This window comes from Ruegeria sp. D3 (assembly GCF_056534465.1).
Genome location: NZ_JBQFPK010000025.1, coordinates 1 through 26847 on the forward strand (window position 1 = coordinate 1; position 26847 = coordinate 26847).

Sequence of the window (26847 nt, forward strand, 5' to 3'; positions counted from 1 at the left end):
AGGCCGGGATAGTTTTGGCCTTAGGAGCCAATATCGGGACCTGTGTCACCGCTTTGCTTGCGGCACTTGGCAAGCCAGTCGAAGCGGTTCGTGCATCCGTTGTACATGTCTTGTTCAATATTGCCGGTGTTCTAATTTGGCTACCTTTCCTGAGCATTCTCGCGGACATAGCGGTAAATGTTTCGCCCGCCGCTGCGGAAGGTCTGGTTGGAAAAGACAAACTTGCCGCGGAGGTTCCTCGGCAGATCGCAAATGCCAACACCATGTTCAATGTCCTCAACACCATGATATTTATCGGTTTCACGACGGTCTTCGCGCGCCTCGCGGAAAGGCTGGTCCCAGATCGGCCTGAGCCAAAAGACAAAATTATTCAGCCAGATTTCCTTGATGATGGGGCTCTAGAAGCTCCCACGATTGCCCTTGAAAACACGAGAAGAGAGATTGAAAGGGCCGGACACATCGCCTTGGAAATGATGGACGCACTCGGAGAGGCAGCTGAACACCAGGACAGAGATGCGTTGGATGCGGTCGCAAGACGAGACGATGAAGTGGATATTCTAAGTTCAGAAATCATGAAATACCTTGGTCGCATTCGGCAAAGCGCGCTTACTGAAAACGAAAGCGAAACGCATCAGAAACTTGTCTCGGCCATTATAAATATCGAGAGTGCAGCAGACATTGTTGAATCGGAGATGGTTGAGCTGCTCAAAGTCTTCATCGATGGCGATTATGCCGAAAGTAGTGAAACAACCCGAGATATGGTGCAGGGTCTTTGGACTTGTGCGAGAGAAAGTCTTGAACTCGCAGTCCAAGCTGTAGGGAACAGCGACCAGCGCTCTGCTCAAGAAGTACTCTTGCTCAAAGACGATATTAGAACTCTTTCCGACCAGCTATTCGAAAGGCACGCCAAGCGACTGAACATTGACGAACCTCGATACTTGGAGCGTGTTCGACTACTGATGACTTTTATTGAGCAGTTGCGCCACATGTACACACTGACAAAACGGGTCGCGAAGACACAGCTACCAGTCGAAATCGCCGCTGAGGCGGCGTAAGCTTTTTCCACGTTCAATAGCAAGCCGACTACCTTTTTGAAGCCCAGCCTTGGAGCAGCCCTTAAATCCAATGGTGTTTGAAAGGACGTATTCCGACCGTCAGCCCGCTAGAATTTTTGCGGAACAGTATGTGTGAACGAAATGGACTTCGGAGCACCTTTCCTGTGTTCGCGGCGATTTGGCAATTCCGGAAGAGCAAAGGGCTCTTCATCATACGGGATCGACTGAAGTAAGTGTGAAATGCAGTTCAGCCTTGCTAGGCGTTTGTTGTCTGCGGGAACGCGGAACCAAGGTGCATGTTCACTGTCTGTCGCCGAAATCATTCTCTCATATGCTTCGGTGTAATCCCACCAACGCGCCCAGGACTCCAAGTCCATCGGGCTTAGTTTCCAGTGTTTCCTAGGATCGATCATGCGGTCCTTGAAGCGCTCCTGCTGAACCTCTCTACTGACATCAAAAAAATATTTCAAAAGTATGATACCTTCTCTGACAAGGTATCGCTCGAAACCAGGCGCATCGGTCAAAAAGTTCTCATATTCTTTGTTAGTGCAGAAACCCATGACCCGTTCCACTCCTGCGCGATTGTACCAACTCCGGTCAAATAGGACGATCTCTCCTCCTGCAGGAAGATGTTCAAAATACCTCTGGACATAGACTTGGGATTTTTGCCGGTCGCTTGGTGCTGGAAGCGCAACGACCCGAAACACTCGTGGGCTTACACGCTCGGTAATACGTTTGATGACGCCGCCTTTTCCTGCAGCGTCGCGCCCTTCGAATACTACAACAACTCTTGCTTTAGTGCGTTGCACCCATCCTTGGAGGTGGCAAAGCTCCACCTGCAATCTCTTCAATTCTGTCTCATAGGACTTCTTAGAGATTTTTTTCTTTGCCGCCACGTCCTTTGCCCCCATTAAACAATTGTAGGTAATTGAGTTAGAGTTATTGTGAGTTCGTTTCCTGCAGTCTTTGCAACCACATAAGCGCTTAAGTCTACGAACAACTGACATCCACTCGTTCAAGCTTTAAGGCGCTGCCAATCCAAACTATCAAACAACCTACGCGTCCAGAATTTCCGGCGCCTCAATTACTGGCCACCAGATATGCGTAGCAAGCCATTCGTAGTCGGCCCCGCCCACACCATTCGCACCAGTTGACTGCTTGTGTGCGGAAATTAGCTCTTGGCTAAATCGATGCCCGCCTCGAACGAACTTTGTCAGTTCGCGATGCACAGTCCAGTTCAAAGCCAATCCCAACTCTGTGATTTGAAACCCATCGTCTACACGTTGCACGTTCGGGTTAGCCAGGAAAGTCAGTTGCCGTCTCACGCTTGTCTGAGGCAAATTAGTATATTTAGCCAAACCGCGAGTTGTCCACGGTTGAGGATGAATAACAAGTGCTTGATGCACCCTCTGCATAGGGGGCGGATACTTAAAATGATCAAACGTGACTTGCCAGCGGCGCCAAAGTCGTAACCGGTTGCGCTCAGTTTCATTCATCGACATAAGTGCATACATTTAATGATTATGATTTACCTGACAAGCCAACTGAAGCAACGATCCCTTTGGCGCTAATAAAGTAATCGTGCTTACCGAGGCGGACGATCGCTCCAAAGGGTTGCAGAGTTAAAACGCTGATAACCATAGTCAAACAGCGCTTGCATGTACTCTGGATCAAACGGCTCAGCTAGAGGATATTCGAAATCAGTTCCAATCCAAGTGGCTTGGTATTCGGCGTCTCGCTGCAGACTTAGTTTGTACGCAATCGTAAGATCATCTACGCCTTGCGCCTTGATTAGCGTAGAAAGCGAGCGTGCAGACACTTGGAAGACCCCCGGTTCAATAACTCTAAGTTCTGGCTCAACTTTGCCGTTTCGGATTGCATACAGCTTGCCACCGCGAGCATATTTCCTTGGGATATCCCATCCAGGCACGTAGGCGGTTTGAGAATATACACCACCATCAACGTGAAGTTCATCCCGGACACCTTCATCAGTCTCAACATCAATTAAAACCGGAGGGAAAACGCCCGGAATTGCCGCAGAGGCGAGTATTACATCAGCGAATACCTTTTTTGCTTTCGCTGAATTGCTGTTAGCGATTGCACCCATATCCCAAAGTACTGGCCTTTGTGCATCCAGGCTTACTGTCTGAACCAACAGACGCCGTCCGCGACCATGTTCTTTGGCAATTTGCGCTAGAAAATCGTCCGTTATGTAAGACTGTATAAGTTGTTTTAATGGGTCAGAGCTTTTGACAGAAGAACCACTTAGGATACCAGTTACAAGTCGTCCTCTGAATATCCGGGACGGTGGTAACCCACCGTACAGCTCTTTGAGCTCATCGTCATAGTCAGACCCCAGGAAGGCGAACGGCGCGGCCAAAGCACCGGTTGAAACACCGGTAACGACCATAAATTCTGGGCGTGTGCCGGATTCGCTCCATGCGTTCAAAATGCCGGCAGCAAAGGCTCCATCTTCGCCTCCGCCCGATAGTGTTAGTGTATAATCTGAAGATAACCCAGATGTTCGCCTTTGACGTTGAGCTGTTTCCAGCAGTTCACTGATATTGACTGGAGCAACATCGGCCCAATAACGAGCACCTTCGATGCCTGGAACTTGTGGACTCTCTAGATCCAATTCGCTTACTGGGTTCCTAGATATATTTGAGCATCCCAGTTGGAGAAGCAGCAGTAGCAAAATAATCAGCTTACTCCGATGCCCGCGTCCCGTCTTCTCCACCACTAGCTCCATTGGGTTAAACTAACACACGGGCCAGCAACTTTTTTCTGGACCATAACTCTTGATCGTCGTTCCAGCTCTGGGAGCGCATTAAGCGTCGCAGTCTTTTTGGTTGCGTTCAAGTATAGCATGCCAAACAAGCACAAATTTATTATTGCGCTAACGTTTCTCGGTAGGAGCCATTTCTGTACTGGTTGGCAAGACTTCAGTGTGAAAAGTCTGCTCGGCTCGTGACACGGGTTCAACTGACCAAATCCTTTGCCCCAAATACAGTGCAAAGCAAAACATGACCGCAAAATTTACCCAATAAAGCGCGATGTCACCAAAAAAAGTGGTAACTAAGTTGGCTATCAAGGGGCCGCTTATCGATCCGAGAGTCCAAACCAATAGCATAGTTACCGCTGCCGAAGAGACGTAGACAGGAACCGTTCTGTCCAACGCGTGCGCCACAAGCAAAGAATATAGAGTGAGCAAACTTCCACCTAGTAGCATCAGAATAATGCAAAGGATTACGAAGCCGATTGAGTTGTAGTCGAATGAATTGACGCTGTGGTCGTAGTCCACGTCGACCAGAACCGCCATAAGAAGAAGAACTACTGTTGCGGTGACCGTAGCTATCAAGATTACTTTCCGACGGTCCATCTTGTCGGATAGCCATCCAAGCGGAAACTGAAAAAGGACACGCCCGAGATAAATGAGGGCTACCATAAAGGCCACATCGATTATTTCGACCCCTAGCTGAGCAGCATTGTAGGGAACCACGCTCAACAAAGTTGTAGATACCATACCCATGGCGAATACGCCCAAGACTGCGGCTGGGGCGTCCTTAAATAAACCGCGTATTCGAATGGGTACCGTGGTTTCATTATTGGGAGGAGATGAGCGAGTAGTCGAGATGACCACAATCGAAATGCAGTAAAACAAAGCGACGTAGACGAATACCTCTCGAATATCCCCGGGCACTACAAAAACTAAAAACTGACTGAACACGGCGACTACGCCGACTATTATCGCATAGACTGCGAGAACTCTTCCCCGGGTCTTTTCCTCCGCAGTTTCATTGATCCACGTGTCACCGATCGAAAAAAGCCCTGCGGTGGCCAAACCGGAGAGGAACCGCAAAAAGACAAGAAATGGTGTGTTGGTGGAAACAGAAAAAAGTATGGCCACCGCTATCGTGATAGCTGCGCCAGAAGCAAATGCACGGATGTGGCCAATATCAGCAATCGATCTGGCGACAACAAAACACCCGACTAAAAACCCTGCAGAGTATGCGGACGCCGCAAACGAAGCGGCTTCTTGAGACGCCCCAATTTCAGAAAACGCGAGTGGAACCAAAGTACCAGATCCAGCAGTGGCCAGCTGAACAGCAGCCATTGCAATGAAGAGTGATTGAAGATTGAGAACTTGGTTTCTGATTGCCAATGCACCCTAGCTCCAAGTTGCACCGAGGCTCGGTAAGTTTTTCCTACTTCTCGCTTCTACTCAGGTAGACGCGCGGTATCTTCCAGCAAACAACGCTACTCGTTAAAGTTCTTAACACCGAGTTCTACTGAAATCGAAAAGCGCTGGACACTACGGTGGACCTTCAGGCTTTCGCGAATTTAGTTTTTTGGTCGGATATTTCGCTTAAGCTTTATAATACAACAATAAAATCTGTCCACTTCCCTGAAGCTCTTGCCGAGCCATTTTGGCTCGGTCCAATTTGTGAAAATCTGCAGGTGCGGGCAAAGTTGGTTCAAGCGATCTCTTTTCTCGCGAAGCTTGGTGGGCCCCTTGGGTGCGCTCAACGAGCGAGCATCTTAAAAGCAGGTGAAAAACTATGCATTTGATTTTCCGAGGGGCATTGGCGGTTGTTTTACTTGGTGCTTTTCCCATCGTGGCGGCAGCACAAGACGCTCCCACAACGATAAGACCAGCAAAAGTCTTCACTGTTCTTAAAGCCTCATCTGATTTTGAAAGGATTTATCCTGCAATTGTCTATCCGTCGAAGGAAGTTGAACTCTCTTTTAGAGTCAGTGGACGAATTACAGAGCTGCCAATTAGGGCCTCTAGCAGTGTCATGCAGGAAGACGTTGTTGCCCAACTAGACACCCGAGACTTTGAAGTCGAGGTAGAAAGGCTTAACAGCCAACTCGAAGAGGCCGAGGCGAATTTAATTGTGCTGAGGTCAGGTGCACGCCCTGAAGAAATTACAGCTCTAGAAGCCTCGGTTGAGGCAGCTCAAGCCCAAAGAGACCAAGCACGGGAAGACTACATCCGCTCAGCTCAGCTTTTGGAGAGGGGGGTAATTCCTACTGCGCAGTACCAACAACGTGAAGCTGCCTTTCGTCTGGCAGAAGCTGAACTGGTATCACGAGAAGAGCAGCTTACAATTGGTCGTATCGGTGGACGGCCAGAAGAAATAATTGCTGCAGAAGCGGCGATCCGTGGCCTTAAAACACAAATTCAATCGGCAAAAAACGATCTTTCCGATGCTACGCTTCGAGCGCCGTTCGACGGAACGATTGCCAAGCGCAACGTGGACAATTTTCGTAATGTTCAAGCCGGTGAAACCATCGCCTTAATCCAAGATCTATCGACTGTAGATGTAAGCTATGACTTGCCCGGCGCTGACATAATCGCAATGTCGTCAATTGGCTTCGACAATGTTGTTAGCATGGTTACGTTCAACTCGTTGCCGGGCGTAGAAATGAACGCAGACCTTGTCGAGTTTACTACGCAAGCAGACGCAGCAACACAAACCTATCGAGGTCGTCTATCAGTAACCCCGCCTGAAGACTTGATTGTACTGCCTGGGATGGTAGCGCGCGTGATTATTAGGGCGGACGGGCAAAGCGACACACATGTTGTGGTTCCACTTTCAGCTTTAGCGGCAAGCCCCGACGGTTCCCCTTATGTCTGGCTATTGGATGGATCCAACAGCACTGTCAAGCGTCGACCCGTTGAATTGGGAGAAATATCTGAAGACTTCGTGTTCGTAAAAACTGGCCTTGAAGAAGGGCAAATGATTGTAACTGCAGGCTTGAGCGAACTGCAGGAAGACATGGTAGTTCGCCCGATTTCAAAAGTTGGTGAGTAGCAAATGAATCTCGCAAGGTTTGCAATTGAGAAGCGTCTAATTTCCGCGTTGGTGACTATTCTCATTTTGGTGGCTGGCTATTTTGCATACTTAACTCTTCCTCGTTTCGAAGATCCTGAGTTCATAATAAGGCAAGCTCAGGTCATAACACCTTATCCGGGTGCCACTGCAGAAGAAGTCGCCGAAGAAGTCACTGAGGTTATTGAGAATGCTCTACAAGAGCTCTCTGGGGTAAAAGAGGTGAAGTCAGTTTCATCACCCGGACTCAGCACTGTGACGGTCGAGTTTACAATCCCCACGACACCTGATTTTCCGTCACTCCATGCAAGATTTGCCCAATTGCGCGCAAAGATACTTGACGCTCAAACAAGTCTGCCGCCGAACGCGCTCCAATCTCAGGTCTACGATGATTTCGGCGACGTGTATGCCTTATATTTTGCGATCGTTGGCGATGGCTATTCAATAGCCGAGCTCCACGAGTACGCGAAGGAGCTCCAGAGGGAGTTGGTTGCCGTCAGCGGTGTTTCCAAGGTGGTCTTAAGTGGTGAACAGAATGAAGCAATCTTTGTAGAGTATGCACCAGCAAGGTTAATAGAACTTGGAATATCACCGCAGCAAATTGGGCAAGTTCTGGAGGGACAAAACCTCGTAGCGCCCGCGGGTTCCATAAAGTCCAACTCGCGACGAATAGAGATACGTCCGTCGGCGGCAGTAGCCTCAATTGACGCTATCAAAGACCTAGTCGTTTCTGTGCCGAGTAGTGGTGCATCATTCCGACTTTCAGATATCGCAACCGTGTCGCGCGGTTACGTTGAACCAGCAAGCCCCCTACTTTTTCGGGACGGTCAGCCTGCAATTGGAATAGGAATATCGAATAGCCTGGGTGGAAACGTTGTGAACATGGGCGAAGCCGTGAAGCAACGGATAAACGAACTGGAGAACCTAAGGCCAATCGGAATCCAGATTTTGCCAATCTCTGATCAGTCTGCTTCGGTAAAAGAGTCGATCAACGACTTTGTCATGAACGTGGTTCTGGCGCTCATCATCGTTGTAGGCATATTGCTTATTTTTATGGGGTTAAGATCCGGAATACTCATGGGAGGTATTCTGTTGGTCACAGTCGCAGGCACGCTTGCCGGCATGCAGCTCTTAGGGCTCGACATGCAAAGGATTTCACTAGGCGCGCTGATCATTGCGCTCGGCATGCTGGTTGATAACGCTATTGTTGTTGTCGAAGGTACGTTGGTCCGAGTTCAACGCGGCGAAGCCACCAGCGACGCTGCTATCTCTGTCGTAAATCAAACCAAATGGCCGCTACTCGGAGGAACAGTTGTAGGACTCTTGGCGTTTTCCCCAATTGGCTTTTCACCGGACAACACTGGAGAATACGCCGGGAGCCTCTTCTGGACCATTTCGATCTCGTTGCTTTTTTCATGGTTGGTAGCGATATGGCTCACGCCCTATTTTTGCACTCTGCTGCTGAAGCCAACCTCGGAAAAACCGCCTGCAGAGAATGCAATTCTCCGTGCCTATCGTTCGCTCCTCGCGTATGCGATACGATTCCGGTACCTTACTGTGGGGCTTGTTGTTGTGCTCTTTCTCTCCGCGATTGCAGGGTTTGCGCTAGTACCGCCGGGCTTCTTTCCCAACAGCACTAGGGCGCAATTTGTTGTGGATTACTTTTTGCCAGAGGGAACCGACATTGAACAAACCAGTCAGGACATGCGAGAGATTGAAGCGCATCTCTTAACTCTGCCAGGTGTCACATCTACAAATCTGTCCGTGGGCAGCGGGCATTTACGCTTCATGTTGGTATACGACAGTGAAGACCAAAACCCCGCCTATGGTCAAATTTTGGTGGACGTAGAAGATTACCGGCAGATCGATGCGTTACAGCCTGAAATTCAGTCTTGGATTGACCAAAACTATGCTGACTCATATGCAAAAGTTTGGAAGTTTGTACTGGGTCCTGGTGGTGGATCGAAAATCGAAGCTGAATTTTCTGGACCCGATCCCGTTGTGCTTCGGGAACTCGCCGAACAGGCAAAATTGATATTCGCTGAAAATGGAGCCATCGCGATAAAAGACGACTGGCGCGAACAAAAGCCGGTAATTCGACCAGTTATTGACACAGAAAACGCCCGCAGGCTCGGTCTCACCCAGGCGGAAATTTCTAGGGCAGTTTACTGGCATCAAGTAGGGGCGCCGATAGGGATTTATCGCGAAGGCGACAACTTATTGGACATAGTTATGCGCCCGTTCGAAACAGCCCGAAGCAATATCAGTGACCTAAAAAACATCCAAGTTTATAGCGATGTAGCCGGAGGGTATATTCCAATACCCCAAGTTGTAGACCGATTTGACCTTGTTTTCGAAGCTGGGAACCTTAGGCGCATCGACCGCAAGCTTGCAATCACCGCACAAGCCGACAACGCACCAGAAGTACTCTCAGGCGACCTTTTCGCTCAAGTCCGACCACTTGTAGAGGCAATAAAACTGCCAAGTGGGTATTCTCTTGAATGGAGGGGTGAGTATGGGGACTCGCAAAGTGCGAACGACGGTTTAGCTTCGACTATGCCGCTTGGGTTCGGAGCGATGATTGTGGTAGTTTTCTTCTTATTTAACGCAGTCCGACAACCACTGATCATATGGTTGACAGTACCTCTGGCTCTCATTGGAGTCGTCTGGGGGCTCGCGGCAACCAGGACGCCACTCGAATTTATGGCAATACTGGGTATTTTGTCTCTAACAGGGATGCTAATCAAAAACGCTATCGTCCTTATTGACGAAACCGATACTCAGATTGCCGGTGGAAAACCTCGATTGCTGGCTGTTGTTGACTCAGCCGTTCTACGCGTCCGCCCAGTGTCACTGGGAGTACTTACTACTGTACTTGGAGTAATGCCTTTGCTCTGGGATCCGTTTTTCGAGTCACTCGCAGTGGTGATCATCTGCGGTTTGAGTTTTGCAACCGTTCTTACGCTGATAGTGGTGCCGACTCTGTACTCAATTTTCTTTAGAATAAATGAGGACGAAACAGCGGCTTAATCACTAACCTAAAAATCCCCACCTCTGCCAAACACCTTGCGCTTTCGGCATGTTCCGGGCTTTAAGTACGTCCTTTTGCATGTACGAACTGATTTGGATCCCACCTTCAATTCGCACGACATTTCCAAACCTGCAGAAAACCCCGACTAAAAGTGCGGAACCTAATTTATTACGCAATCCTGAAGGATTCTTAGTTCCTCACAGAGATTCTTTTGGAACATTGTGAGCGGTAAGTTTGCCTAACCCCGTCTCAGCATGTTCGGCGTTTGGTGAACAAAATTTTTTGCGCTGTTCTCGTAGATTTCCGAAGTCTACCTTCTGCGCATCTCCGCCGCTTGTGTTCAGCGCGGTAAATGCCCCCTACTCCAGCACCTCATCTCCATCGCGGGCAGCCGCACGCCTTTCGGCCAAACGTTTTGCCATGTTGTACTCGTCACTGCCCCGTTCGAAGCGGCTTTCATAGAAGTCGAGCACCATCGCGTTTTCCTTGGCGGTTAGCAAACCACCAGTAGAAAGCCCCTCGATAATGCTGCGACGTTGATGGTCTGACATTTTTCCATAGTAGATTTCAGTGATTTTTTCGTTCGTATGGCCAAGATTTAGGGACCAGGCTTTACGGTCTTTGGGAGAGGTGCAAAGCTCATCCCCAAGCGCCTTGAGCGTATCACGAACAGAGTGCGGTGTGCATTTGCGTCCGATCTGGGAGGTGGCGAGATCAAAGGCGCAGCTCACGGCTGAGGAGGATTTCATCGGGGGTACGGGGCTGATCTCTGATCCTCGTTGTTTCAGATGTGCAAGCTCAGGGAAGACAGCGTCGTCTTGGGTGAAGCCCATTACCATTAGCTCCGAAAGCCAGCTTACGAAAACCTCTTGGAAGGCTTCAGTACGCGGGAAGAAAACACTGCGAAAGCTCTTCCCATTCTTTGCGCGCATTTCTAAGGCGTCCTGAACCAGCTCCCCTTTACAAAGGTCAATATGTTTCAGTCTCAGCGTAGTGAGCGCTGCGGTGCGAAACCCACTGGCATAAGCACAAGCCACCATGGCGCGATCACGGCGCTCCGCAATCGTGCGATCAGGCATCTTCTCCAACATCTTTTCCGCCTGCTCGATCGTCAGATAGTCGCGATCATCACGCGGCAGGGTTTTGGCGTGTACCGCCTTTGGAAGCTCCAAATAGAGTGGGATGTTTTGACTCAAACGCTTGTAGCCGTCCTGAAGCCGGAGCCATTCGAAGAACTGGCGAACCTGCGACGCGTGGTGCCGGATGGTAGAATTACCCAAACCACCATGCTCTTTGAGCGTTCGGCCAAGATTGACCAAATGATCACGAAAGTCTGCGGCGTCCTTTGGCGTGACCTTGTCGAAGGCTTTGCCTCCTAGGAAAACCTCCAGCATGCGGATGCTCCGCAGATGGGCGCGTTTGGTCGAAGTCTCAAAGCGCCCAGCATAGACTTGCCACTCATGCACGATCCGATCGTTTGTTGGGTACCAAACCGTCTCGCGAAAGCCGGGTTTATTCCCGGTATCAGCTGGGATCTCACAATTACTTTCGCAAAAAGAATGAATGTCACACGCAGACGGATCGAGCCAACAGAACGCGAAATTTCACACCAATCTCAGAGCGCAACGATTTACCTCACTCGTGATCGCCGACTAAGAGTATACGCAAAAACGGATCGCCGAGTTCGCTTCGAGGTTACCTTTCCCGATGGGTATCGCAGTACCTCGCATCGGCGATCATCTTTCCACTCCATGGAAGATTTTTTACTAGCGGTCGAGAATCTCAAAGCCGAAGCAGCTCAAACTTTAAATGACGTCTTTGAGCACCTGTGGCGTTGGGAAGAAAAGCACGAGATGGACGCGACACCCGACCAACTCAGAGCGGCTATTGCTGCAGCGTCGGAAACCCCTTTTATCGCCACAACTATTATCCATAATCTGGCTAAGAACGGTCGTCTTGCGTTGGCTGCAGGTGATCCAATACGAGCGGCAGTTCAAAGATTGGCTCAATCAAACCCACCTGTTCTTAAAACGCTAAAATCAGACAGACGAATATACATCGTAGAGCGTCGTTACGAATATGCGCGGAGAAACTTGGGCTACCCATAGTGGCGGCGTATAAACCTTCAAGAAGTCGAGACCACACCAAATCGGGTGTAGCAACTACTCATCTAAGCGATCTATGTAGTCAGCATATGAAATATGCCCTAGTGCTTTCGGCCGGTCTTCAACTGAAATTCTGCTTTGGTTGTTGAGGTGTCTCAGTGCTCTAATTCGATTTCTGTAGCCTTTCGTAAGCCTTAATTTTTCTCCGTGAACCAACAATCCGTGAACCTTCAATCTCTCGGGTTGCACCGACGTTTTCTGTTTGTTGGGTGATATTTGCCAGCCATCAGCAGTGACTTCACCAACAATCCTGTCCGACATCTCAATCGGCAATTCGCCAGTCCCGGAAAATACAATGTCATCCGCGTATCTGGTGTACGTGCTGCCAGTTTCTGCCGCTAATTTTGACAGTCGGTCGTCCAAACCACTAAGGACAATATTTGAGATTGTTGGGCTTGTCGGGGCACCTTGTGTCAAACCACCGCCATTACAAATGAGTCTTCCGCAAATAGCCAAACTAGTGTCGTCCTTGTACCCTAAGGCTTGGAGAGCTTTGATCACCTTTGGTTCAGACACTGACGGGAAGAAGTTCTCAATGTCTAAAGAAACTACCCATTGGGCTTTCAAGTGTTTTTTCGCGGCTGTCACATGGGAGCGATCTGGAACAAACCCATGCACAACATCAGAGGGTGTCCAAACATTTGTCCAATGATAATTTAGCCATCGCTGGATAGTCTTCAGCCCGACGCGAGGAGCTGAAATCCAACGCTTTTGGCTACCTTTCGGTACCGAGAAAACTCGATAGTGCCTTCCAGGCTTCTTCAAAAGCGACCATACAAAACCCGGATTATAGCCAAACATTACGGAAAGTGCCTCAGGCGAAGTCACAGGAGGCAATCCCAACTCTGAATACGATCTGATCCTGTCGGCCTCTGACTCACTACAGTGATCACCCATTAACTTGATGAGGGTGTCAGCGTTTTCCGCCAAAAAACAAATTTTTGGTGTGTCAGGGTGTGGAAACCTCATAAAGCAAAGTAACCTTTCAAGAGTACCGCCATGTTCATTTGGCGTTTCGAAGGAGCGCCAAATGAATATGGCGGCACCTTCTATTGTCTAGTCTCAGCAAACGGGCGTGATACACACCCTCGCCGGAGGTTTCCACACAGCAAACATACTAACGAGCACGTGCCATCGCAAGAGCGTGACCCACGTCAGGGCTCAACTTATTGCGCCTTGTACCAACTCTATTCAAGCCAGCTAGCGTTAGGATGTATCGGCCATCCGAACGCCGGTGAAGGAACCCTTTCTTTCGCCATAGGTCCAGCATGTTATCCAGCCAAGATTCCGCTGGCTGATCAAAATTCGCATCTTTCAGCTTTTGAATTAGTTCGTCTTTTGAAAGAGGGGCATACTTGCGGATCATGTTTATGCACGCTGTCACGGTCGGCAATGTCAAAGTCGTGGAAAACACGGCCTGCTCTAAGCTAACTCGCATAAATCCCAAAAATTCTATGAGAGAGCCCTTGATCAGTTCTTCGTCGTCTGCGGTGATTGTATTGGGCACCTCTATCCAAGCGGTCGCGCCCTTTTCACTGAGTGAAACTACGACATTGTCAACAAGGTCGGGATACTTTGTTGTGAGCATCGACCGCGCCGCACTCTCAACCTCAGAAGCCTTGTCGTCCAGAAAGGCAATTCTAAGAAAATAGCCTTCCTTTTCAGCTTCTTTTGCGACCAGTGCCAACTTTCTTTCTGATGGGACCACCGCCCCATCTTGGTCTCTGGAAACCCGCAAAAATATAAGAAAACCACTTTCGCGATCCGGGTCTTCAACCACACCTCCGATTGGTTTCAGACCGTTTTTGACGACAAGGTCCAGAACGATGTTACGATCAGACATTTATTTGCTTCCAAACACGCAAAATTGACTTACACAGCACCACAACGCGCGCCGCCCAGCCATGAGCTTCCGTTATGTCGACACTGCGTAACGAGAAGCGCTCAGCCGTCTCAAAGTTCACCTGCTCTTCTGGTTCGTAGTCTGCAACTACCCGTGTCGAATTTGCTGTAGTGATGATTTTCGCGAGTTCTTGTATCGAACGCCAAGCCTGTTCTATGGCATTTTTTAGAACCACGTCGCCGTTTCGCCGCGCTCTAGTCCACTCCGGCTTAAAAGACTTGTACACTGACCCCAACAATAGCTCAGGGTATGTTGCATGAGGCAGAGCTGACCAATCAGGATTCATTTGACGGAACATATCCCGGGTGCGGAGAAACACCGAGTAGTAATATCTGTTATACGCCGACCTAGCAAACGCGTCTCGCTCCTGATCAGACAAACCAACAGCCGTACACTGAAGATGGTGCGCGACCCGCTGCATTTTCTCGTTTGGGAGCATCTTAGTATCCGACCAAACTAGCAATTTCGTACAAAACGGATAACACTTTGAACTTTCTATTCAAATCAAAAACCTTGGCACACAGTAACGCCTATATTCTTCCAAGGCCATCATACTCCGAAGTTGGAGCTAAAGCGTTCAAATGCCAGCAATTTCTCTTAGCCAAGAACTATCTACGAGCACTTTGTTATCTGAGTCGCACAAACTGCTGAGTGAGTTCAATAGGTAGTAAACCAATATAGTCGTGTCGAACACGTCCTATTTGCGTCCTACAATCGACTGTAAGGCATCAATGCACGGCTAACCTATTGATTTTATGGTGCCCCCACACGGAGCCTGACTACTAACTCCAACTCCTTCTAAAAACTGAAGAAATCTCAGCGCATTCAATGCGTTACTCTGGGGTTTCTTCTTCGTGACCTAGGTCGGTCCGGGTCTGTCTAGGCCGACCTACGACTACCAAGTGGTCCACAAAAATGGTCCACAGATTAGAAGGAAGAAGGAAAAAATGTCGAAAATTGTAGCAACCCAAATCGAAAAACTGGGCGACGGAATGCATGCAGATGGCGATGGCCTGTACCTGTATGTGCGGGGTAACTCGCGCGGCTGGCTCTTCCGCTACCAGCTCAACGGTCGCCGCAGGAAGATGAGCCTCGGCGGCTGGCCGGGAACCAGCCTCAAGCAGGCGCGGCAAGCTCGGGATGAGGCCGCCGAACTCCGCCTGCAGGGCATCGACCCACTGGAGGCAAAGGAACCCAAGGCCGAGGTGAAGACCGTGGCTGAGGTCATCGAGATGGCCCACGAGGCCCTTAAGCCGGGTCTGCGTCCCGGCGGGCGCTGGCTGTCGCCACTGGAATGCCACGTCATTCCGAAGATCGGCACGCGCGACGTCTCGACCCTCACGTCGAATGACATCTACCAGACGCTCCGCCCGATCTGGCGCAGCAAGCCAGTCACCGCGCAGAAGGCAGCTAAGCGGATCGGGATCGCCCTGCGTACCGCAGAGGCAGCCGATCTGAATGTCGATCCCCGGATCGTCGACAAGGCCCGCGTGATGCTCGGAGTACAGGCGCACGAAGCCAAGAACATCCCGGCGATGGACTGGCGCGAGGTCCCGGCCTTCTACGCCTCTCTAAGCGAGGACAGTCCCGCAAATCTGGCGCTGCGCTTCCTGATCCTCACGGCGGCCCGCTCGAAGCCTGTCCGCTTCGCCGGGGCCAGCCAGATCGAAGATGGCGTCTGGACAACGCCCGCAGACCTGATGAAGGGGCTGGAGGGCAAGACATCCGACTTCCGCATCCCGCTCAGCGACGAGGCCCTCCGGATCGCGGAACTGGGACAGAAAAGCGGTCTGCTCTTCCCAAGCGTGCGGGGCAACGTGATGTCGGACATGGCCATGGCGCAGCTGCTCAAGCGGCGTCAGCTGGACGCGCGCCCCCACGGCTTCCGCTCCAGCTTCCGCACTTGGTGTGAGGATCATGGCGTCGACTATGATGTCGCCGAGACTTGCCTCGGGCACTCGACCGGCAATGCCGTGTCGCGCGCCTACCGCCGATCAGACCTGATCGAGCGCCGCGCCATCGTGATGCAGAGCTGGGCGGACTTCGTTCTCATGCGTGAGACTGCAACGATTCTGTCAATCGCAAGGTAGAAGCGGGGTTACCAACCCCGACCTAGCTCAGCCGGATTTGACCCTTGCATAGCCACCTCCGGGTGGCTATTTTTTGTCTCCAGCCTGCGAGAACCGTACACCCGCACCGGGAACAATCGGCAAGATCGACAGCAACAAAACCACCTGACCCTTGAACCCTTTTCCAATGGGCGCGACTGCGTGCGTTTTGTTCTGTTTCTGATGTTGCGCCCGCGTGGAGAAGATCATGCGGTATCCATTCCCGCCAGAAGAATTCGAACAGCTGCCAGATGACATGCGCGTCGTCGCTCGGGAGTTCTGCAGTACCAACCAGGCGCGCGGTTATTACCCAAAATCCAAGACGCACCTGAAGCGTCGTATCGAGGCGCGAGAACCCGGCTTCATCAGGGGCAAAACCTTCGGCAATGGCTCCGCCGCAACGTGGAGCGTCGGTGAGGTGAAGGTCATGGTTGAAGCACTGAGTGCTGAGTTATGAGACTTGGAATGCCAGCCTTCGGGCCAATCCGCCCAGACATGGAAACCTTCGACCTGAAAGACGCAATCGAAGACGGTGAGATCAGGGTCCGCGATCCAATTCCAGAGGACGACTGGCGCTCAGAGATCGCAGCCAGAGATGGGGCTTGGGTCGCGTGGTGGGAGTTGGACGAAGACAGCAAACTCTTGGCGCGGCTCGGTCTCACCTCGCACCGGCAACGAGAAACATCTATCCGATCCCGTCAGCTCGTGTCTGTCCAGCCCTTCACTACCTCCCCGGCTGAAATCCCTATCGCCTGCATCATCGGCTCGGCCGCCATCAAGATGATCGACCGGGCAATATGGGCACCCGCCGACAACAAGGAAGTCGAGCGCATTGCATCCGCCCTGAAGAACGATCCCTACTACGTGATCAAGGCACACCCTCAAACCGGCCACCCCCTCGTCAGCTTCGACCCAATCCGCTGGCGGGCCGCCGTCAACCCGTCGTTTAGGAACAATTCTGTAAAGGTCTAAGAGTGGCGCCTCGTAGACGCTTACAACTGGCTCTGCGTCAAGTCCCGCTAGCCACGGTGGGTCCTGATGCTTTGTCTAACGAGTTGTGATCGGGAAGGCTGCGATATCACCTGGTTTGGGTTTCCATCTCCCCTCCCCCCTCCCCGCCGCAGGTGAGACCCCGAGCCGGCCCCGAAAGGGGGCGGTGGGGAGGGGGGGGGGGAGAGGCTTCGTCAGCTACGTCAAAGACCAGCCGAACCGACTGATCCAACCTTTCGGCGCGGGTTAGCAACGCCCGCAGAGACTGATAAACGCCCTCCCGATCGAAGCGTATTCAAACACTGGAATCCCAATGGATCAAGAGCGAGCGGCCTCGGCCGTCAATCGCTTGTACGGTTTATCTGTTTAATCAGCCTCGATCGAACGAGCGTGTGCAATCAGCCCTGCAATGTGCCGAATTATAGTCGGAACACTGTTGAAGCCCCTTGCCTTAAGATGCCTTTCGACTCCAGTCGTGGGGTTCGTAATCGCATAGGCATGGGTCTCAACATTATATTGAACGAAGTACGAATTGAACGTTCTAGGCACATGATTCAAAAATCTGTGTGAGGTACAATGCAAATTCTTGGTCTGAGAAAACACAGCACTCGAATTGTTCCAACCCATCGTTTTGGAGAACTCTGAAAAGGCTTGAAAGTGGCCTCTGCTAGACACTTGAAAGCGGCTCAGCGTCAAGTCAAACTAGCTATTCAGGGTCCTGATGTTTTGTCTACGGAGTTGTGATCGGGAAGACTGCGATATCACCTGGTTTGGGTTTCCGAGCGTCACACACACACGTGACGAGGCGAGGCCCCGAGCCGTTTCGCGGAGCGAACAAGCGTGTGTGTGTGTCGCCCGACTTTTCGTCAGCTGCATCAAAGACCAGCCGAACCGACTGATCCAACCTTTCGGCGCGGGTTAGCAACGCCCGCAGAGACTGATAGACGCCCTCCCGATCGAAGCGCATTCAAATACTGGAATCGCATTGGATCAAGAACGAACGGCCTTGGTCATCAAACGCTTGTACAGCTTGTCCGCATAATCAGGCTCAATCGAACGAGCGTATGCAATCAGCCCCGCAATGTGCCGTATCATACTTGGAACATTATTGAATCCCCTTACCTTAAGATGCCTGTCGAGCCCAATCGTGGGGTTCGTAATTGCATAGACGTGTGTCTCAACATTATTTTTGAAACTCCGCGTCAGTCTGGGGCGATCAGTGTCGACACTTAGTCCCAGCAGGATCTTTCGAGCACCAGGGGGTGAAATGCTCGTTTTTTGCTTGTTCGGTGTGAGGCCAAATGAACGGATCGCATCAAAAATGGAAAACATCAACTCCTTCGCTTCGTGCCGACTTGACTCCGAGCGGGTGGAGAATGCGAGGTCATCAGCGTAGCGTGTGTAATCCCAGCCAACTCTTGACGCTATTTCCGAGAGACTGACATCAAGGTTAAAGACCGTCAGATTGGCAAGCATCGGGCTGCTCGGCGCTCCTTGTGGAAGTACGCCCAAGCGCGTTTTGGCTAAAGCGCCATGCTTGACTCCAAACACCCTAGTGCACAGACGAGCCATCTGAAAGCAAATCGGCCTAGGATATTCCAAAGAGACAAATGTGTCGAACACCATAAGCTCGTTGATGGACTCAAAGAAGTTCTTGAGATCGACCTTGAGCATCCAGCGAGCACCGCAATGCTGTTTCACGGCGTTGACGAGGCTTGATTTTGGAGCATAAGCCGTACTGGCCGGGTGAGGAGCGCATTTGTTCAGAAGCTGCGCAGCGATCCAACCCTGGGTTTTCAGAAGGAGTGGCTCGGGAACACAAATCGTCCTTCGATTTGAAGATGTTCCCCTCGGTCCCTGCTTTGAAACCGAGAATACTCGATAAGGATCCTTATCGCGTTCAACGTAGGTCAGCAGAAGACCAATCGGCACATCTACGGTTGCGGCCAGATGCTCCAAGGAAAATAGTACAGGAAGATCTGCCCCTTGAGCTTTGATCCGCTGCGCAATGTCCAAGGCCGGACCGGCGACTGTTGAGGCCACTCCCTCTACTTGGCAAGCCTCTAGAAACTCGCTCGGGTGCCAAGAATTACTTTTAGAGGAAGAAGACATTATGCGCGTTCTCCGAGGGATCCACGAGTTGGAACAATCTCAGACGAGGGTTCCTTGAATCGCATTCGCGCCTCGGCCTTTTCAGCACGGTCGAATCGCGCAAATGTCTCCCAAATCTCGCGGATTTCCTCTCCAATTGGAGGCCCCAACGGTTGTTCGGCATGCTGTGATTTGCCCTCGGTTTCGTGATTCGGTCCCCGGTCCACCGACAACTCGAACAGGAACCGAGTAATCGCAGATTGAACATGATTTCGGGTCTCAACAGGGAGCACCACCAAACTGTCTGCGATACCCGATTTCAGAGATATGAGCTGTGAGTACAGTTCATATGCTTCTCTGCTGGGTACCGTACCTCCGACGCCGTGGCGGGGAGAGGCCAGTTTGACCGGGGAAAACGGGCTTGGCGGGCTCGATTTCCCATCGGATATTGCTGCCGCAAGCGAACTCAAAAGATAATTGAGGTCTACAGGCGATAGAGCGTGGATGCCTTCCGACAATTTGTCAGAGCGACCACGACAACTTGTCGAATTCGCGATCTCCCTTTTCAAAGCATCCAAGGATGAAGAATTCTCGCGGTTGTGTTCTCCAAGAACCACGATGGCATTCGCGTACTCCAGAGAATCGGCAGAAAGCCCTATTGAGTGTTCCAATTCGCGAAGGCGGCTGCGCCATCTCATTGTCATGCCGTACCCTAGTGGACAGAACGGCACCACAGATCGAAGCAACCCGTAAGACTTCCAACTGTTGACTGTAGGAGAATTCAAAAGGCTGTGCATTAAGCGCGATGACCGAATATTGACACAATCAAATAGTCGTCGGCCGAAGTATGGTTCGGAGAGCTCAGATCCTATTATCAGAATGCTACGACATTTCGCAGCACGCAGTTCGGCTGGCGTAGGTCGAAACAACAACGATCGTCGCGACCGATGAAGGTGTTGAAGAACTCTGACGAAGACTTCGGTGATGCGTGTTTGCCGCACGCCGGACCGAAAGCCCCGGGCAAGTTCAGTTGCTCGAAGCGACGTTTTCCCTTTGGAATTTCGCACACGCGAATGCTTGAAAAAATCAGCTGAACCGAAATCGTTATCAAAATAGATAGCGAGGGTTTTCGGAAGCGCAGACGCGAAAAGAGAAAGCGCCTCGACTAGGTATTGTTCCAGAATCTTGGGGTTTGTAAGATCGATTTCATCCAGTTGAGCACCGAGCGCATCGAAGTGTCGACGGCCCAAGCCCAAATGTCGAGCCTTAGCTTCTATCCACTCTTGTCCGAGTCCAGTTTTCGAAAGCTTGATCTGATGGAACAATTTTCGCGACCTCATGAACCAGGCGATGTTCGCTGAAACAACAAAAGTGTTCAAGCAAAGACTAAAACGAATTGATTTGTACTGTTAGGGCTTTTGCGCGCGGCGGTCATCTAAGTTCGGAAACGGCATGGGTAGCCGAAGACCAAAGAGGTGACAAAGGCAAGAAACTTAAGGCTCCACTCGGACGTTAGCAGAATCCATTGAAGTAAATTAAACCAGGTTTTTTGCGTTAGACTGACCACATCATTGTCAAGGGGTCAGTTCATTATGCTAACGTGAAGTTTCTCCACGATTTCATTGCGAACCTGTGCTAACCCTGCGCGGCCGCCTAAATTCGCCCATGAGGCAGGGTCTGTGGAGAACCTCCAAGGCCATTCCTCTATTGGATACGACTTGTCTTCGTCGAATAGACGACCTCGTTCTGCTTCCGTGAGTGGCTTTCGCGTTCTTATCAAGAAGGGCTGCGAAACCAAGTCCGCAGCCTGCAATGAAACCAAGTATTTGCGCCCATGTTCGTCACTCGCCAGCCCGGAGATGCCCCAGCGCGCATCGGTAAGCAGTTTTGAAACAGCGTTGTAACTTTCGAGCGGAATGTGTTTTCCAAAATCGTACAACGTAGTCCACCTGTTTTCATCATCCTCCAACGAAAGCCCTTTTGGGTATTTTTCAATTGTATCATTAACAAAATTGACCAGATCTTCTTCGGTCCACTCAATTACGGGTGGGATGTACCTTTGTGGTTGATTTTTCTTGAGTTTTTTGGGGTTTCTGACGGTGTGTCTGGTTTCAAGTTTGTCACGCTTCTCCAACTCAATGGCCAGTGCAACTCCAAAAGGCCAAAGAACTCCAAGGATCAACAGTCTAGCGGCGAATATGAAAATGGTGCACCGACCAGACGTACTGTCCCATGGGTCATGAAAGAGTATACCACGCCACAACTTTCGGAAAGGAGTGACCAAAAAAGCGAAACAAAACGCAATGAGGTATGCCGCTAGAAATACCAATAAAAAACTTAGCATTTTTTACAGACTCCGCCTCTGTTCTCGTTTCAACAAAGCAACGGCTTATCAGGTACTTCAAGTTTTTTTGGTTAACTCGAGCTTGAGTGAATTAAGCAAGAATATTGTCCGCTTCATACATCTCAAAATAGACAGTTTGGTTCGACGTTTCTTGCGATCATAAGACAGAGTCTTGCGGATTACCGCCATACACGGAGGGCGAAACCCGTCGCGCTGTTCTAACACCTTGGGAACTAAGCGCCCATTCCATAAACTGACGAGACACTGGTTCAAAAGAGAGATTGCCTACTAACTGGCGACAAGCACCTCGAGCGTGTCGTTCCCACCTGAAAACGATCCCTAAAACGTGCCTAAGGCATACCCGAAAAACGGCGCGCCCCTCGTTGGCTGCGTTCCTATAAGGTGGCAAGCCGAAGTGAACAAGATGGTGAGCAGTTTCTTGGGATTTGGTCTGTCTATGTTGACCTAGAATGGAATTTCATCGTCGCCAAGATGACTGGAAGCTCTTGTTGACGCGCTATCGAATCCTCGTTGAGAAGCATCTTCTTGATCGTGCGCGCCAACCCGTGAGACTTTCCACGCTTTAACATCTGTGTACCAGCGTCCATTATACTCTCGGCTTTCCAAGTCCACGGAAACCGTTAAGCTTTCATCTTGCAAAATTTCAAATTGGTCAATTTTTTCTCCCCACGCCATGAAGCAAATCTTCTTTGGGTATTGGCCATCAGTTTCCAAAACGTATTCCTGTTTGCGCCAAGTTCCGTTCGCTGAGGTTCCTGATTTTTCAGGCAAAATCTCAACAACTCTCCCGCTAATTTCCATTCCAAGAGTCTCCGTACTGAAAAGAACCCAATCGTTCATTCGGCGCTTTAACGCGCGAGAGCAAACAATGCGGTGCTGTGTCTAAAAGGAATGACTACTAGTTACACGACATATTGTGCACCTGTCGTGATAGCGAACAACAGATTCCGAAATCGCGCTCGCCGCACTCCTTATCTACTAGCTATGAATCCTGAGCCTAGACGCCTACCTGCGTCCTCTTTTACCAAAAATAGTCTTTGGCATCTCCGAAATTATCTCCTCCATGCCGTTATCTAGTTTCGCTTCAAGCTTGCTGGAATTTACCTCAAACGATTCTCGAAGCGTTGCACGGGTATCTTTCAGCTCATCTCGAAGGTCTTCGGTCAAACTGGATTCCAGTTTTCCCAGTAAGGTTTTCAACCTCTCATCAATTAATGCGTCAACTGTCTCAGGAATTTGGGAAACGAGTTGCGAAAGCTGGCTAGTTTGAGCTTCAAACCGCTGCTCGGCCTCATTTAACACCTCTTCCAACTTACTAGTTAAATCACTTGAAACTTTTTGGAATTCCTCTTTTTGATTCTCAATTTCCTGAGCGCTTTGTTCCAATTTCAGGTTTACCGCTTTGGTTGACGATAGCAGGTCATCAAGCTCCTCTTGTTTTGCACTCAGGGAGGACAAGTGAGAAGAAATTTTTTCTATTTTTTCTACTGCTTCAGTCAGTTTTTGCCCAGAAGCTTTGACACGTTCGATTGCATCGAAACCATCGCTGAAAGACATACTTTCCTCATATCGCATTTTCTAACTCCACAGCCATTTCTTTAAACAACACACTCTCAACGGCAATGGCAGGGATTTCTTTGTATATATCAACCAGTTGTTGTCGAGACAGATTTTCACGGACTAACCATTCTCCGATTGTTTCAGTCGCCAGCGAAGTACTTGATGCTACGGTGACGAGCAGTTCACGCCCAGAACCGTTCCAGAAGTTCATTATTCCGTTTGGGACAGCCGCTCTAAATCTCGCCTCCGCCTGGGCGCTGTCTTTCTTTTCGGTCATAAGTTGGAGGCAAGATGCGGCTAGGTTCAGCCCTGCGCTCTCTTGTGTGCCCTCCAACAAGCGGGAGAGTTGGGCGTACAACAACCTTAACGCAGCTTCTTCCTTGACTGAGTTGCTTCCGCGAATGGTAATCATCTCGGTAAGAGAATTTGCGGCCTCGCTCAATGGCATATCTCGAAGTGCTGCGAGTTGGAAAGCGTCGTTATCCACCTTAAAGAAGGCTTCTAGTTCTTCGCGAAACTCCGTCGCTCTTTCCGGGGAGAAATCCTGGCTTTTTTCGTAGAGATTCCAAGTTGACTGAAGACGTGCATCTAATTGGGTGCGACGCACCCATTGAAGCATTATGCGAAACAGGGCTGCCCAGTTCTCCAAGGCGGATGACCTGAGAGCATTTAACTGATCGAATGTATCGTTGTGCGTACCTTTTCCCACAACTGCTTGAACTCTAACTGCAAAAGTATCACAGGCCTGCGAAAATGATATCGGCAGTTTTTCAACTTCAACGACGAGAGTCCCGTCACGCCTCCCCCAATCTGTGATGGACCAAGGGGCAATTAAGCCAACTTGGTACAAACGGTACAGGGTGAGTTGAAACCGAAGGCCCTGGCTCGGACCAGAATACTCGATTTCTTTTGAGGAAATGTTCAGCACGGCTTCTGGGCTATTTTGCAATAAGCCATGCAAACGTTGGACAAGAGCCAACTCATCGCCAAGCGAGATCATACCTTGGCGAAGAAACCATAGTTGTGCCCGAAAGTCACCTCTTTGGCCACCTTTTGCTGATTGGAGCACGGCATCGATTTTGTCCGGCTCCAGGTTGTTGGCTAGGTTTAAGAATAGTTTTTCGGCATCGTCTTGTTCTGGGCGGAACAACATGTGGCAAACGGAAGGTTTGCCGTCACGCCCAGCGCGCCCCGCCTCCTGATAAAACGCCTCCATGGAACTCGGCATTCCGGCATGTAGTGTATGGCGAACGTCGGGTTTATTGACGCCCATTCCAAACGCTTTCGTCGTAGCAATCACGTCTAGCTGTCCAGATTTCCACAGAGTTTGAACTGTTTGTTTGTAACTTTCATACTTTTTCGTGGGGACAATTTTGGGGTTTTGCAGCCTTCGATAGGCGACGTCTGCGTCAAACATTTTTGGCTCTACACCTGAAAAAATGCCAACCCTTAGGTCTGGCTTAAGCTTTTCAAGCGCAGTAGCAAATGCTTCGACACCGGATGGGCCGTTAACATATCTAGCAAAAACATGAATTGCGGGTGTTCCGTCACCATCGGCGTTTTCAATGATTTTATCTACTTCTTTTACGACAGAAGGAGGTGTGCTTAAAACATTCCTTATAGAGAAATTCAGTTCTTCCCGCCCTCTATGCATTTCATATGCAACTAATTCATCTGGAATTTGAAATTCGTTTTGAATGTCTCGTAGCACATTCACACTGGCCGTTGCAGTAAGCCCAAGCACCGGAACACTGTCTCCAAGACCTTTCAGCGTACCGGGAAGAGTGAGGTAAGATGGTCGAAAATCGTGCCCCCACTCACTCAAACAATGGACTTCATCAATGACGAACATGCTCAGTTGTTCTTTTTCGCGAAGCTTTTTCACGATTTCTCGAAACGGTTCTGACTGAAATCGTTCCGGAGAAACAAATACGAATCTCAATTCACCACGAATGATCCGATCATAGAAATGACCATCTCGAAGCGATGCCGGCATATCACTATCAATGTTCACAACCCGATTCTTGAAACCAACGGCTTCCAATTCGGCACAATGGTCTCGACCAAGCGCTTTGATCGGCACAACAACAATTGTCGTTCCAGTCTCCAGTTGTGCTGGTACTTGAAAACACAGTGACTTTCCGCCGCCAGTTGGCATTAGGCCTAGGGATTTTTGTCCGGAAATAGCATTCAGTATCAGGGTCTCCTGCCCGGGGCGAAAGCTTTCGTGCCCGAACACTCTTCTTGTCAATTCAGAGAGGTACGTAGTTTTTGGCAGTGCTTCTGCTTTGTCTGCATCCTCAGTTCGGAGAAACGAGACACCATAGTCTCGCAACCTCTCTTCGTGCCAATCGCTGGATAAGCCTTTTTCTATTGGTAAATCTTGGACAGGGCTTGTGCACACCCTGATACCCGGCCCTCGTTCAATTTCGTCGTCGTGACGTGAAAAGAGCCTCATATCAATAAGAAGTCCCTCCTCACCTCTTCTTACTGAAGGCGCTTGGAAATTAGCGTTGTTTAGTCGCGCAAAGAGTTCCAACCAGTCGAAAAGTTCTTGAATTGCAGTTTCGACCCAATTCGAGTTCTCATCCGAATGGAAGTCCTGACGAACATTTAGGCACCATTCCCTTTGAGAAGTACTTAGTTGACCACGGGAAACGGCAAGAAGTATCGCAATTTGAAGACGTATTACTGCGGTAAGCTCAAGCCGGATGGAACGGTCGGTCTCCTTTCCGCCTTTTAATCTCGTTTTGTATGGCTTTAGGCGAGAACTGGCTTCACACTGTTCCCTTATCTTTTCCAAGAATGAGGCAAACGAAGAATTTTTGGATTGTAAGTCACTGGTCTTCAATCTGAGAGTCGATATGCCAAATCGCTTTAAAAACCGATCACGAGCCTCGTCTTTTTTGATCTGTTGGTGCGCAAGGTGCTGTGAGCCATCTATTTCGATTACAAGATCAGCTTGAGGAAGAAAGAAGTCCACCCTTTCCTCGTTGGAGGTGCCCAGTAAGTTTCCGGGAGCGCCCAAACTGCGAAATAATGGGAACTCAGGTACGATCAACTGCCTGATAAATGCCCATTCACCTAGGTGGTTTGGAACGATATGATCTAGAAATTCTAGTGCTGGGTTATAGCCATCGGAAGCCCCAGCAACTGTTTTATCCCAAACGGCAAGTCTGTGAGATACTAAAGCTAGGGGGTCTTTAGGCATATCTGACCAATTAAACTTCAATAGACTTTGCAACTGAGGAGACGGGTGAGTAGGTGCGCCACGAGTAAGCACTGCGAAAGTTTGCGCCACGAACTTAGAAACTGATGCAATGCGGTTATCCAGCCCGCACACTTCGAACAGCATGTCGCCCTCGAAGTACCCAGCGCAAACAGAAACTCTTGTGCTCTCGACGTTAAGGATATTTTCTTCCATCAGTTTAAACTTTCACTCTCGGCGAAGCCAATTATGACCGTAGTGACTCTCAAGGTTGATATTGTGGCGGCAATAAGAATTCCATTTTATTTTCCGCCAATTAGTTGACAATATTAGCCAAATAGTTCGCCTTTCGACGGCTGAGAAGCTCTTGAAAGTGGATCAAGACTTGTGTCCTGTGTTGATGAATGCGGCATTGTCGTTGTGAAAGTTCTCTTGGACCTGCCTGTCCGTTGTCAGGGATTTTGGGACAGATGGCTGCCTGAGCTAAGAGAGGATCTGGCGCATCTGGTTGGTTTGATTATGCGGCGGATTTGC

General features: G+C 50.0%; 22 protein-coding genes. 7 read left to right on the plus strand and 15 right to left on the minus strand.

The genetic code is table 11. The features are described from left to right. Positions 1–1055, plus strand: a 1055-nt coding sequence (locus tag ACR0DX_RS21945) for a Na/Pi cotransporter family protein (RefSeq protein WP_480847400.1), incomplete at its 5' end; no start/stop codon positions are given. Positions 1056–1162: 107 nt separating this feature from the next. On the opposite strand, the gene ppk2 is transcribed toward ACR0DX_RS21945, so the two are convergent. The 4 genes from ppk2 to ACR0DX_RS21965 form a co-directional block, all read right to left on the minus strand. Further along, the gene (ppk2, locus tag ACR0DX_RS21950; RefSeq protein WP_480847402.1) at positions 1163–1951 is read right to left on the minus strand and encodes a polyphosphate kinase 2; all 789 of its coding nucleotides are present in this window, start codon (positions 1949–1951) and stop codon (positions 1163–1165) included. A 159-nt stretch (positions 1952–2110) separates the two neighbouring features. Beyond that, entirely contained in the window at positions 2111–2380 is a 270-nt protein-coding gene (locus ACR0DX_RS21955) for a hypothetical protein (RefSeq protein ID WP_170355048.1), read from the minus strand. 260 nt (positions 2381–2640) lie between these two features. Beyond that, positions 2641–3804 (minus strand): patatin-like phospholipase family protein, encoded by a 1164-nt coding sequence (locus tag ACR0DX_RS21960; protein ID WP_480847405.1) that lies wholly within the window; start codon positions 3802–3804, stop codon positions 2641–2643. Between the two features lie 147 nt (positions 3805–3951). Next, the gene (locus ACR0DX_RS21965) at positions 3952–5169 is read right to left on the minus strand and encodes an MFS transporter (RefSeq protein ID WP_170724523.1); all 1218 of its coding nucleotides are present in this window, start codon (positions 5167–5169) and stop codon (positions 3952–3954) included. 445 nt (positions 5170–5614) lie between these two features. On the opposite strand from ACR0DX_RS21965, the gene ACR0DX_RS21970 reads away from it, so the two are divergent. Beyond that, complete coding sequence (locus ACR0DX_RS21970) at positions 5615–6874, plus strand: efflux RND transporter periplasmic adaptor subunit (protein ID WP_170355045.1); 1260 nt, start codon at positions 5615–5617, stop codon at positions 6872–6874. Between the two features lie 3 nt (positions 6875–6877). Continuing rightward, complete coding sequence (locus tag ACR0DX_RS21975) at positions 6878–9922, plus strand: efflux RND transporter permease subunit (protein WP_480847407.1); 3045 nt, start codon at positions 6878–6880, stop codon at positions 9920–9922. A gap of 360 nt (positions 9923–10282) precedes the next feature. Here ACR0DX_RS21975 and ACR0DX_RS21980 read toward each other — a convergent pair whose 3' ends face one another. Beyond that, on the minus strand, positions 10283–11317 hold the full coding sequence (locus ACR0DX_RS21980; protein ID WP_480847409.1) for a tyrosine-type recombinase/integrase: 1035 nt from the start codon (positions 11315–11317) through the stop codon (positions 10283–10285). Between the two features lie 66 nt (positions 11318–11383). Here ACR0DX_RS21980 and ACR0DX_RS21985 point away from each other — a divergent pair, with 66 nt between their 5' ends. Next, complete coding sequence (locus tag ACR0DX_RS21985; RefSeq protein WP_170355042.1) at positions 11384–12031, plus strand: hypothetical protein; 648 nt, start codon at positions 11384–11386, stop codon at positions 12029–12031. Between the two features lie 54 nt (positions 12032–12085). Here the strand turns inward: ACR0DX_RS21985 and ACR0DX_RS21990 are convergent, their stop codons facing one another. The 3 genes from ACR0DX_RS21990 to ACR0DX_RS22000 form a co-directional block, all read right to left on the minus strand. Further along, positions 12086–12889 (minus strand): reverse transcriptase family protein, encoded by an 804-nt coding sequence (locus ACR0DX_RS21990; protein ID WP_170355041.1) that lies wholly within the window; start codon positions 12887–12889, stop codon positions 12086–12088. A gap of 316 nt (positions 12890–13205) precedes the next feature. Further along, the gene (locus ACR0DX_RS21995) at positions 13206–13931 is read right to left on the minus strand and encodes a hypothetical protein (RefSeq protein ID WP_480847412.1); all 726 of its coding nucleotides are present in this window, start codon (positions 13929–13931) and stop codon (positions 13206–13208) included. Continuing rightward, entirely contained in the window at positions 13924–14430 is a 507-nt protein-coding gene (locus ACR0DX_RS22000) for a hypothetical protein (protein WP_170355039.1), read from the minus strand. The genes ACR0DX_RS21995 and ACR0DX_RS22000 overlap by 8 nt, the downstream gene beginning before the upstream one ends. 508 nt (positions 14431–14938) lie before the next feature. On the opposite strand from ACR0DX_RS22000, the gene ACR0DX_RS22005 reads away from it, so the two are divergent. The 3 genes from ACR0DX_RS22005 (at position 14939) to ACR0DX_RS22015 (ending at position 17071) form a co-directional block, all read left to right on the plus strand. Further along, entirely contained in the window at positions 14939–16081 is a 1143-nt protein-coding gene (locus ACR0DX_RS22005; protein ID WP_170696185.1) for a site-specific integrase, read from the plus strand. A 226-nt stretch (positions 16082–16307) separates the two neighbouring features. Continuing rightward, on the plus strand, positions 16308–16556 hold the full coding sequence (locus ACR0DX_RS22010) for a hypothetical protein (RefSeq protein WP_170570214.1): 249 nt from the start codon (positions 16308–16310) through the stop codon (positions 16554–16556). Between the two features lie 38 nt (positions 16557–16594). Then, positions 16595–17071 (plus strand): hypothetical protein, encoded by a 477-nt coding sequence (locus tag ACR0DX_RS22015; RefSeq protein WP_480847415.1) that lies wholly within the window; start codon positions 16595–16597, stop codon positions 17069–17071. Positions 17072–17819: 748 nt separating this feature from the next. Here the strand turns inward: ACR0DX_RS22015 and ACR0DX_RS22020 are convergent. The 7 genes from ACR0DX_RS22020 to ACR0DX_RS22050 all read right to left on the minus strand — a co-directional run bounded on the left by ACR0DX_RS22020 (position 17820) and on the right by ACR0DX_RS22050 (position 26529). Then, positions 17820–18056 carry a hypothetical protein gene (locus ACR0DX_RS22020; RefSeq protein WP_480847417.1) on the minus strand — a complete coding sequence of 79 codons (237 nt, stop codon included), beginning with the start codon at positions 18054–18056 and terminating at the stop codon, positions 17820–17822. Positions 18057–18079: 23 nt separating this feature from the next. Next, a complete protein-coding gene (locus ACR0DX_RS22025; protein WP_480847419.1) occupies positions 18080–19201 on the minus strand; it encodes a reverse transcriptase family protein in 1122 nt (373 codons plus the stop codon). Next, positions 19201–20505: a hypothetical protein gene (locus tag ACR0DX_RS22030; protein WP_170570205.1), complete on the minus strand. Its 1305-nt coding sequence runs from the start codon at positions 20503–20505 to the stop codon at positions 19201–19203. Before ACR0DX_RS22030 ends, ACR0DX_RS22025 begins: the two co-directional genes overlap by 1 nt. Positions 20506–20762: 257 nt before the next feature. Next, a complete protein-coding gene (locus tag ACR0DX_RS22035; RefSeq protein WP_170570202.1) occupies positions 20763–21362 on the minus strand; it encodes a hypothetical protein in 600 nt (199 codons plus the stop codon). 627 nt (positions 21363–21989) lie between these two features. Then, complete coding sequence (locus tag ACR0DX_RS22040) at positions 21990–22346, minus strand: DUF3127 domain-containing protein (RefSeq protein WP_170570192.1); 357 nt, start codon at positions 22344–22346, stop codon at positions 21990–21992. 204 nt (positions 22347–22550) lie between these two features. Continuing rightward, positions 22551–23120 (minus strand): DNA recombination RmuC family protein, encoded by a 570-nt coding sequence (locus ACR0DX_RS22045; protein ID WP_170697278.1) that lies wholly within the window; start codon positions 23118–23120, stop codon positions 22551–22553. Then, positions 23110–26529, minus strand: a complete 3420-nt coding sequence (locus tag ACR0DX_RS22050) for a DEAD/DEAH box helicase (protein WP_170570186.1) — start codon at positions 26527–26529, stop codon at positions 23110–23112. Before ACR0DX_RS22050 ends, ACR0DX_RS22045 begins: the two co-directional genes overlap by 11 nt. Positions 26530–26847: the final 318 nt, after the last annotated feature.

Excerpts from the sequence above, each read along its gene's own strand:
- ACR0DX_RS21965 (WP_170724523.1), bottom strand. The coding sequence starts at position 5,169 with ATGGCTGCTGTTCAGCTGGCCACTGCTGGATCTGGTACTTTGGTTCCA.
- ACR0DX_RS22000 (WP_170355039.1), bottom strand. The coding sequence starts at position 14,430 with ATGCTCCCAAACGAGAAAATGCAGCGGGTCGCGCACCATCTTCAGTGT.
- ACR0DX_RS22020 (WP_480847417.1), bottom strand. The coding sequence starts at position 18,056 with ATGCGCTTCGATCGGGAGGGCGTCTATCAGTCTCTGCGGGCGTTGCTA.
- ACR0DX_RS21960 (WP_480847405.1), bottom strand. The coding sequence starts at position 3,804 with ATGGAGCTAGTGGTGGAGAAGACGGGACGCGGGCATCGGAGTAAGCTG.
- ACR0DX_RS22005 (WP_170696185.1), top strand. The coding sequence starts at position 14,939 with ATGTCGAAAATTGTAGCAACCCAAATCGAAAAACTGGGCGACGGAATG.
- ACR0DX_RS22015 (WP_480847415.1), top strand. The coding sequence starts at position 16,595 with ATGGAAACCTTCGACCTGAAAGACGCAATCGAAGACGGTGAGATCAGG.
- ACR0DX_RS21990 (WP_170355041.1), bottom strand. The coding sequence starts at position 12,889 with ATGTTTGGCTATAATCCGGGTTTTGTATGGTCGCTTTTGAAGAAGCCT.
- ACR0DX_RS22050 (WP_170570186.1), bottom strand. The coding sequence starts at position 26,529 with ATGGAAGAAAATATCCTTAACGTCGAGAGCACAAGAGTTTCTGTTTGC.
- ACR0DX_RS22045 (WP_170697278.1), bottom strand. The coding sequence starts at position 23,120 with ATGCGATATGAGGAAAGTATGTCTTTCAGCGATGGTTTCGATGCAATC.
- ACR0DX_RS22010 (WP_170570214.1), top strand. The coding sequence starts at position 16,308 with ATGCGGTATCCATTCCCGCCAGAAGAATTCGAACAGCTGCCAGATGAC.
- ACR0DX_RS21995 (WP_480847412.1), bottom strand. The coding sequence starts at position 13,931 with ATGTCTGATCGTAACATCGTTCTGGACCTTGTCGTCAAAAACGGTCTG.
- ACR0DX_RS21970 (WP_170355045.1), top strand. The coding sequence starts at position 5,615 with ATGCATTTGATTTTCCGAGGGGCATTGGCGGTTGTTTTACTTGGTGCT.
- ACR0DX_RS22040 (WP_170570192.1), bottom strand. The coding sequence starts at position 22,346 with ATGGAAATTAGCGGGAGAGTTGTTGAGATTTTGCCTGAAAAATCAGGA.
- ACR0DX_RS22025 (WP_480847419.1), bottom strand. The coding sequence starts at position 19,201 with ATGTCTTCTTCCTCTAAAAGTAATTCTTGGCACCCGAGCGAGTTTCTA.
- ACR0DX_RS21980 (WP_480847409.1), bottom strand. The coding sequence starts at position 11,317 with ATGCTGGAGGTTTTCCTAGGAGGCAAAGCCTTCGACAAGGTCACGCCA.
- ACR0DX_RS21975 (WP_480847407.1), top strand. The coding sequence starts at position 6,878 with ATGAATCTCGCAAGGTTTGCAATTGAGAAGCGTCTAATTTCCGCGTTG.
- ACR0DX_RS21985 (WP_170355042.1), top strand. The coding sequence starts at position 11,384 with ATGCACGATCCGATCGTTTGTTGGGTACCAAACCGTCTCGCGAAAGCC.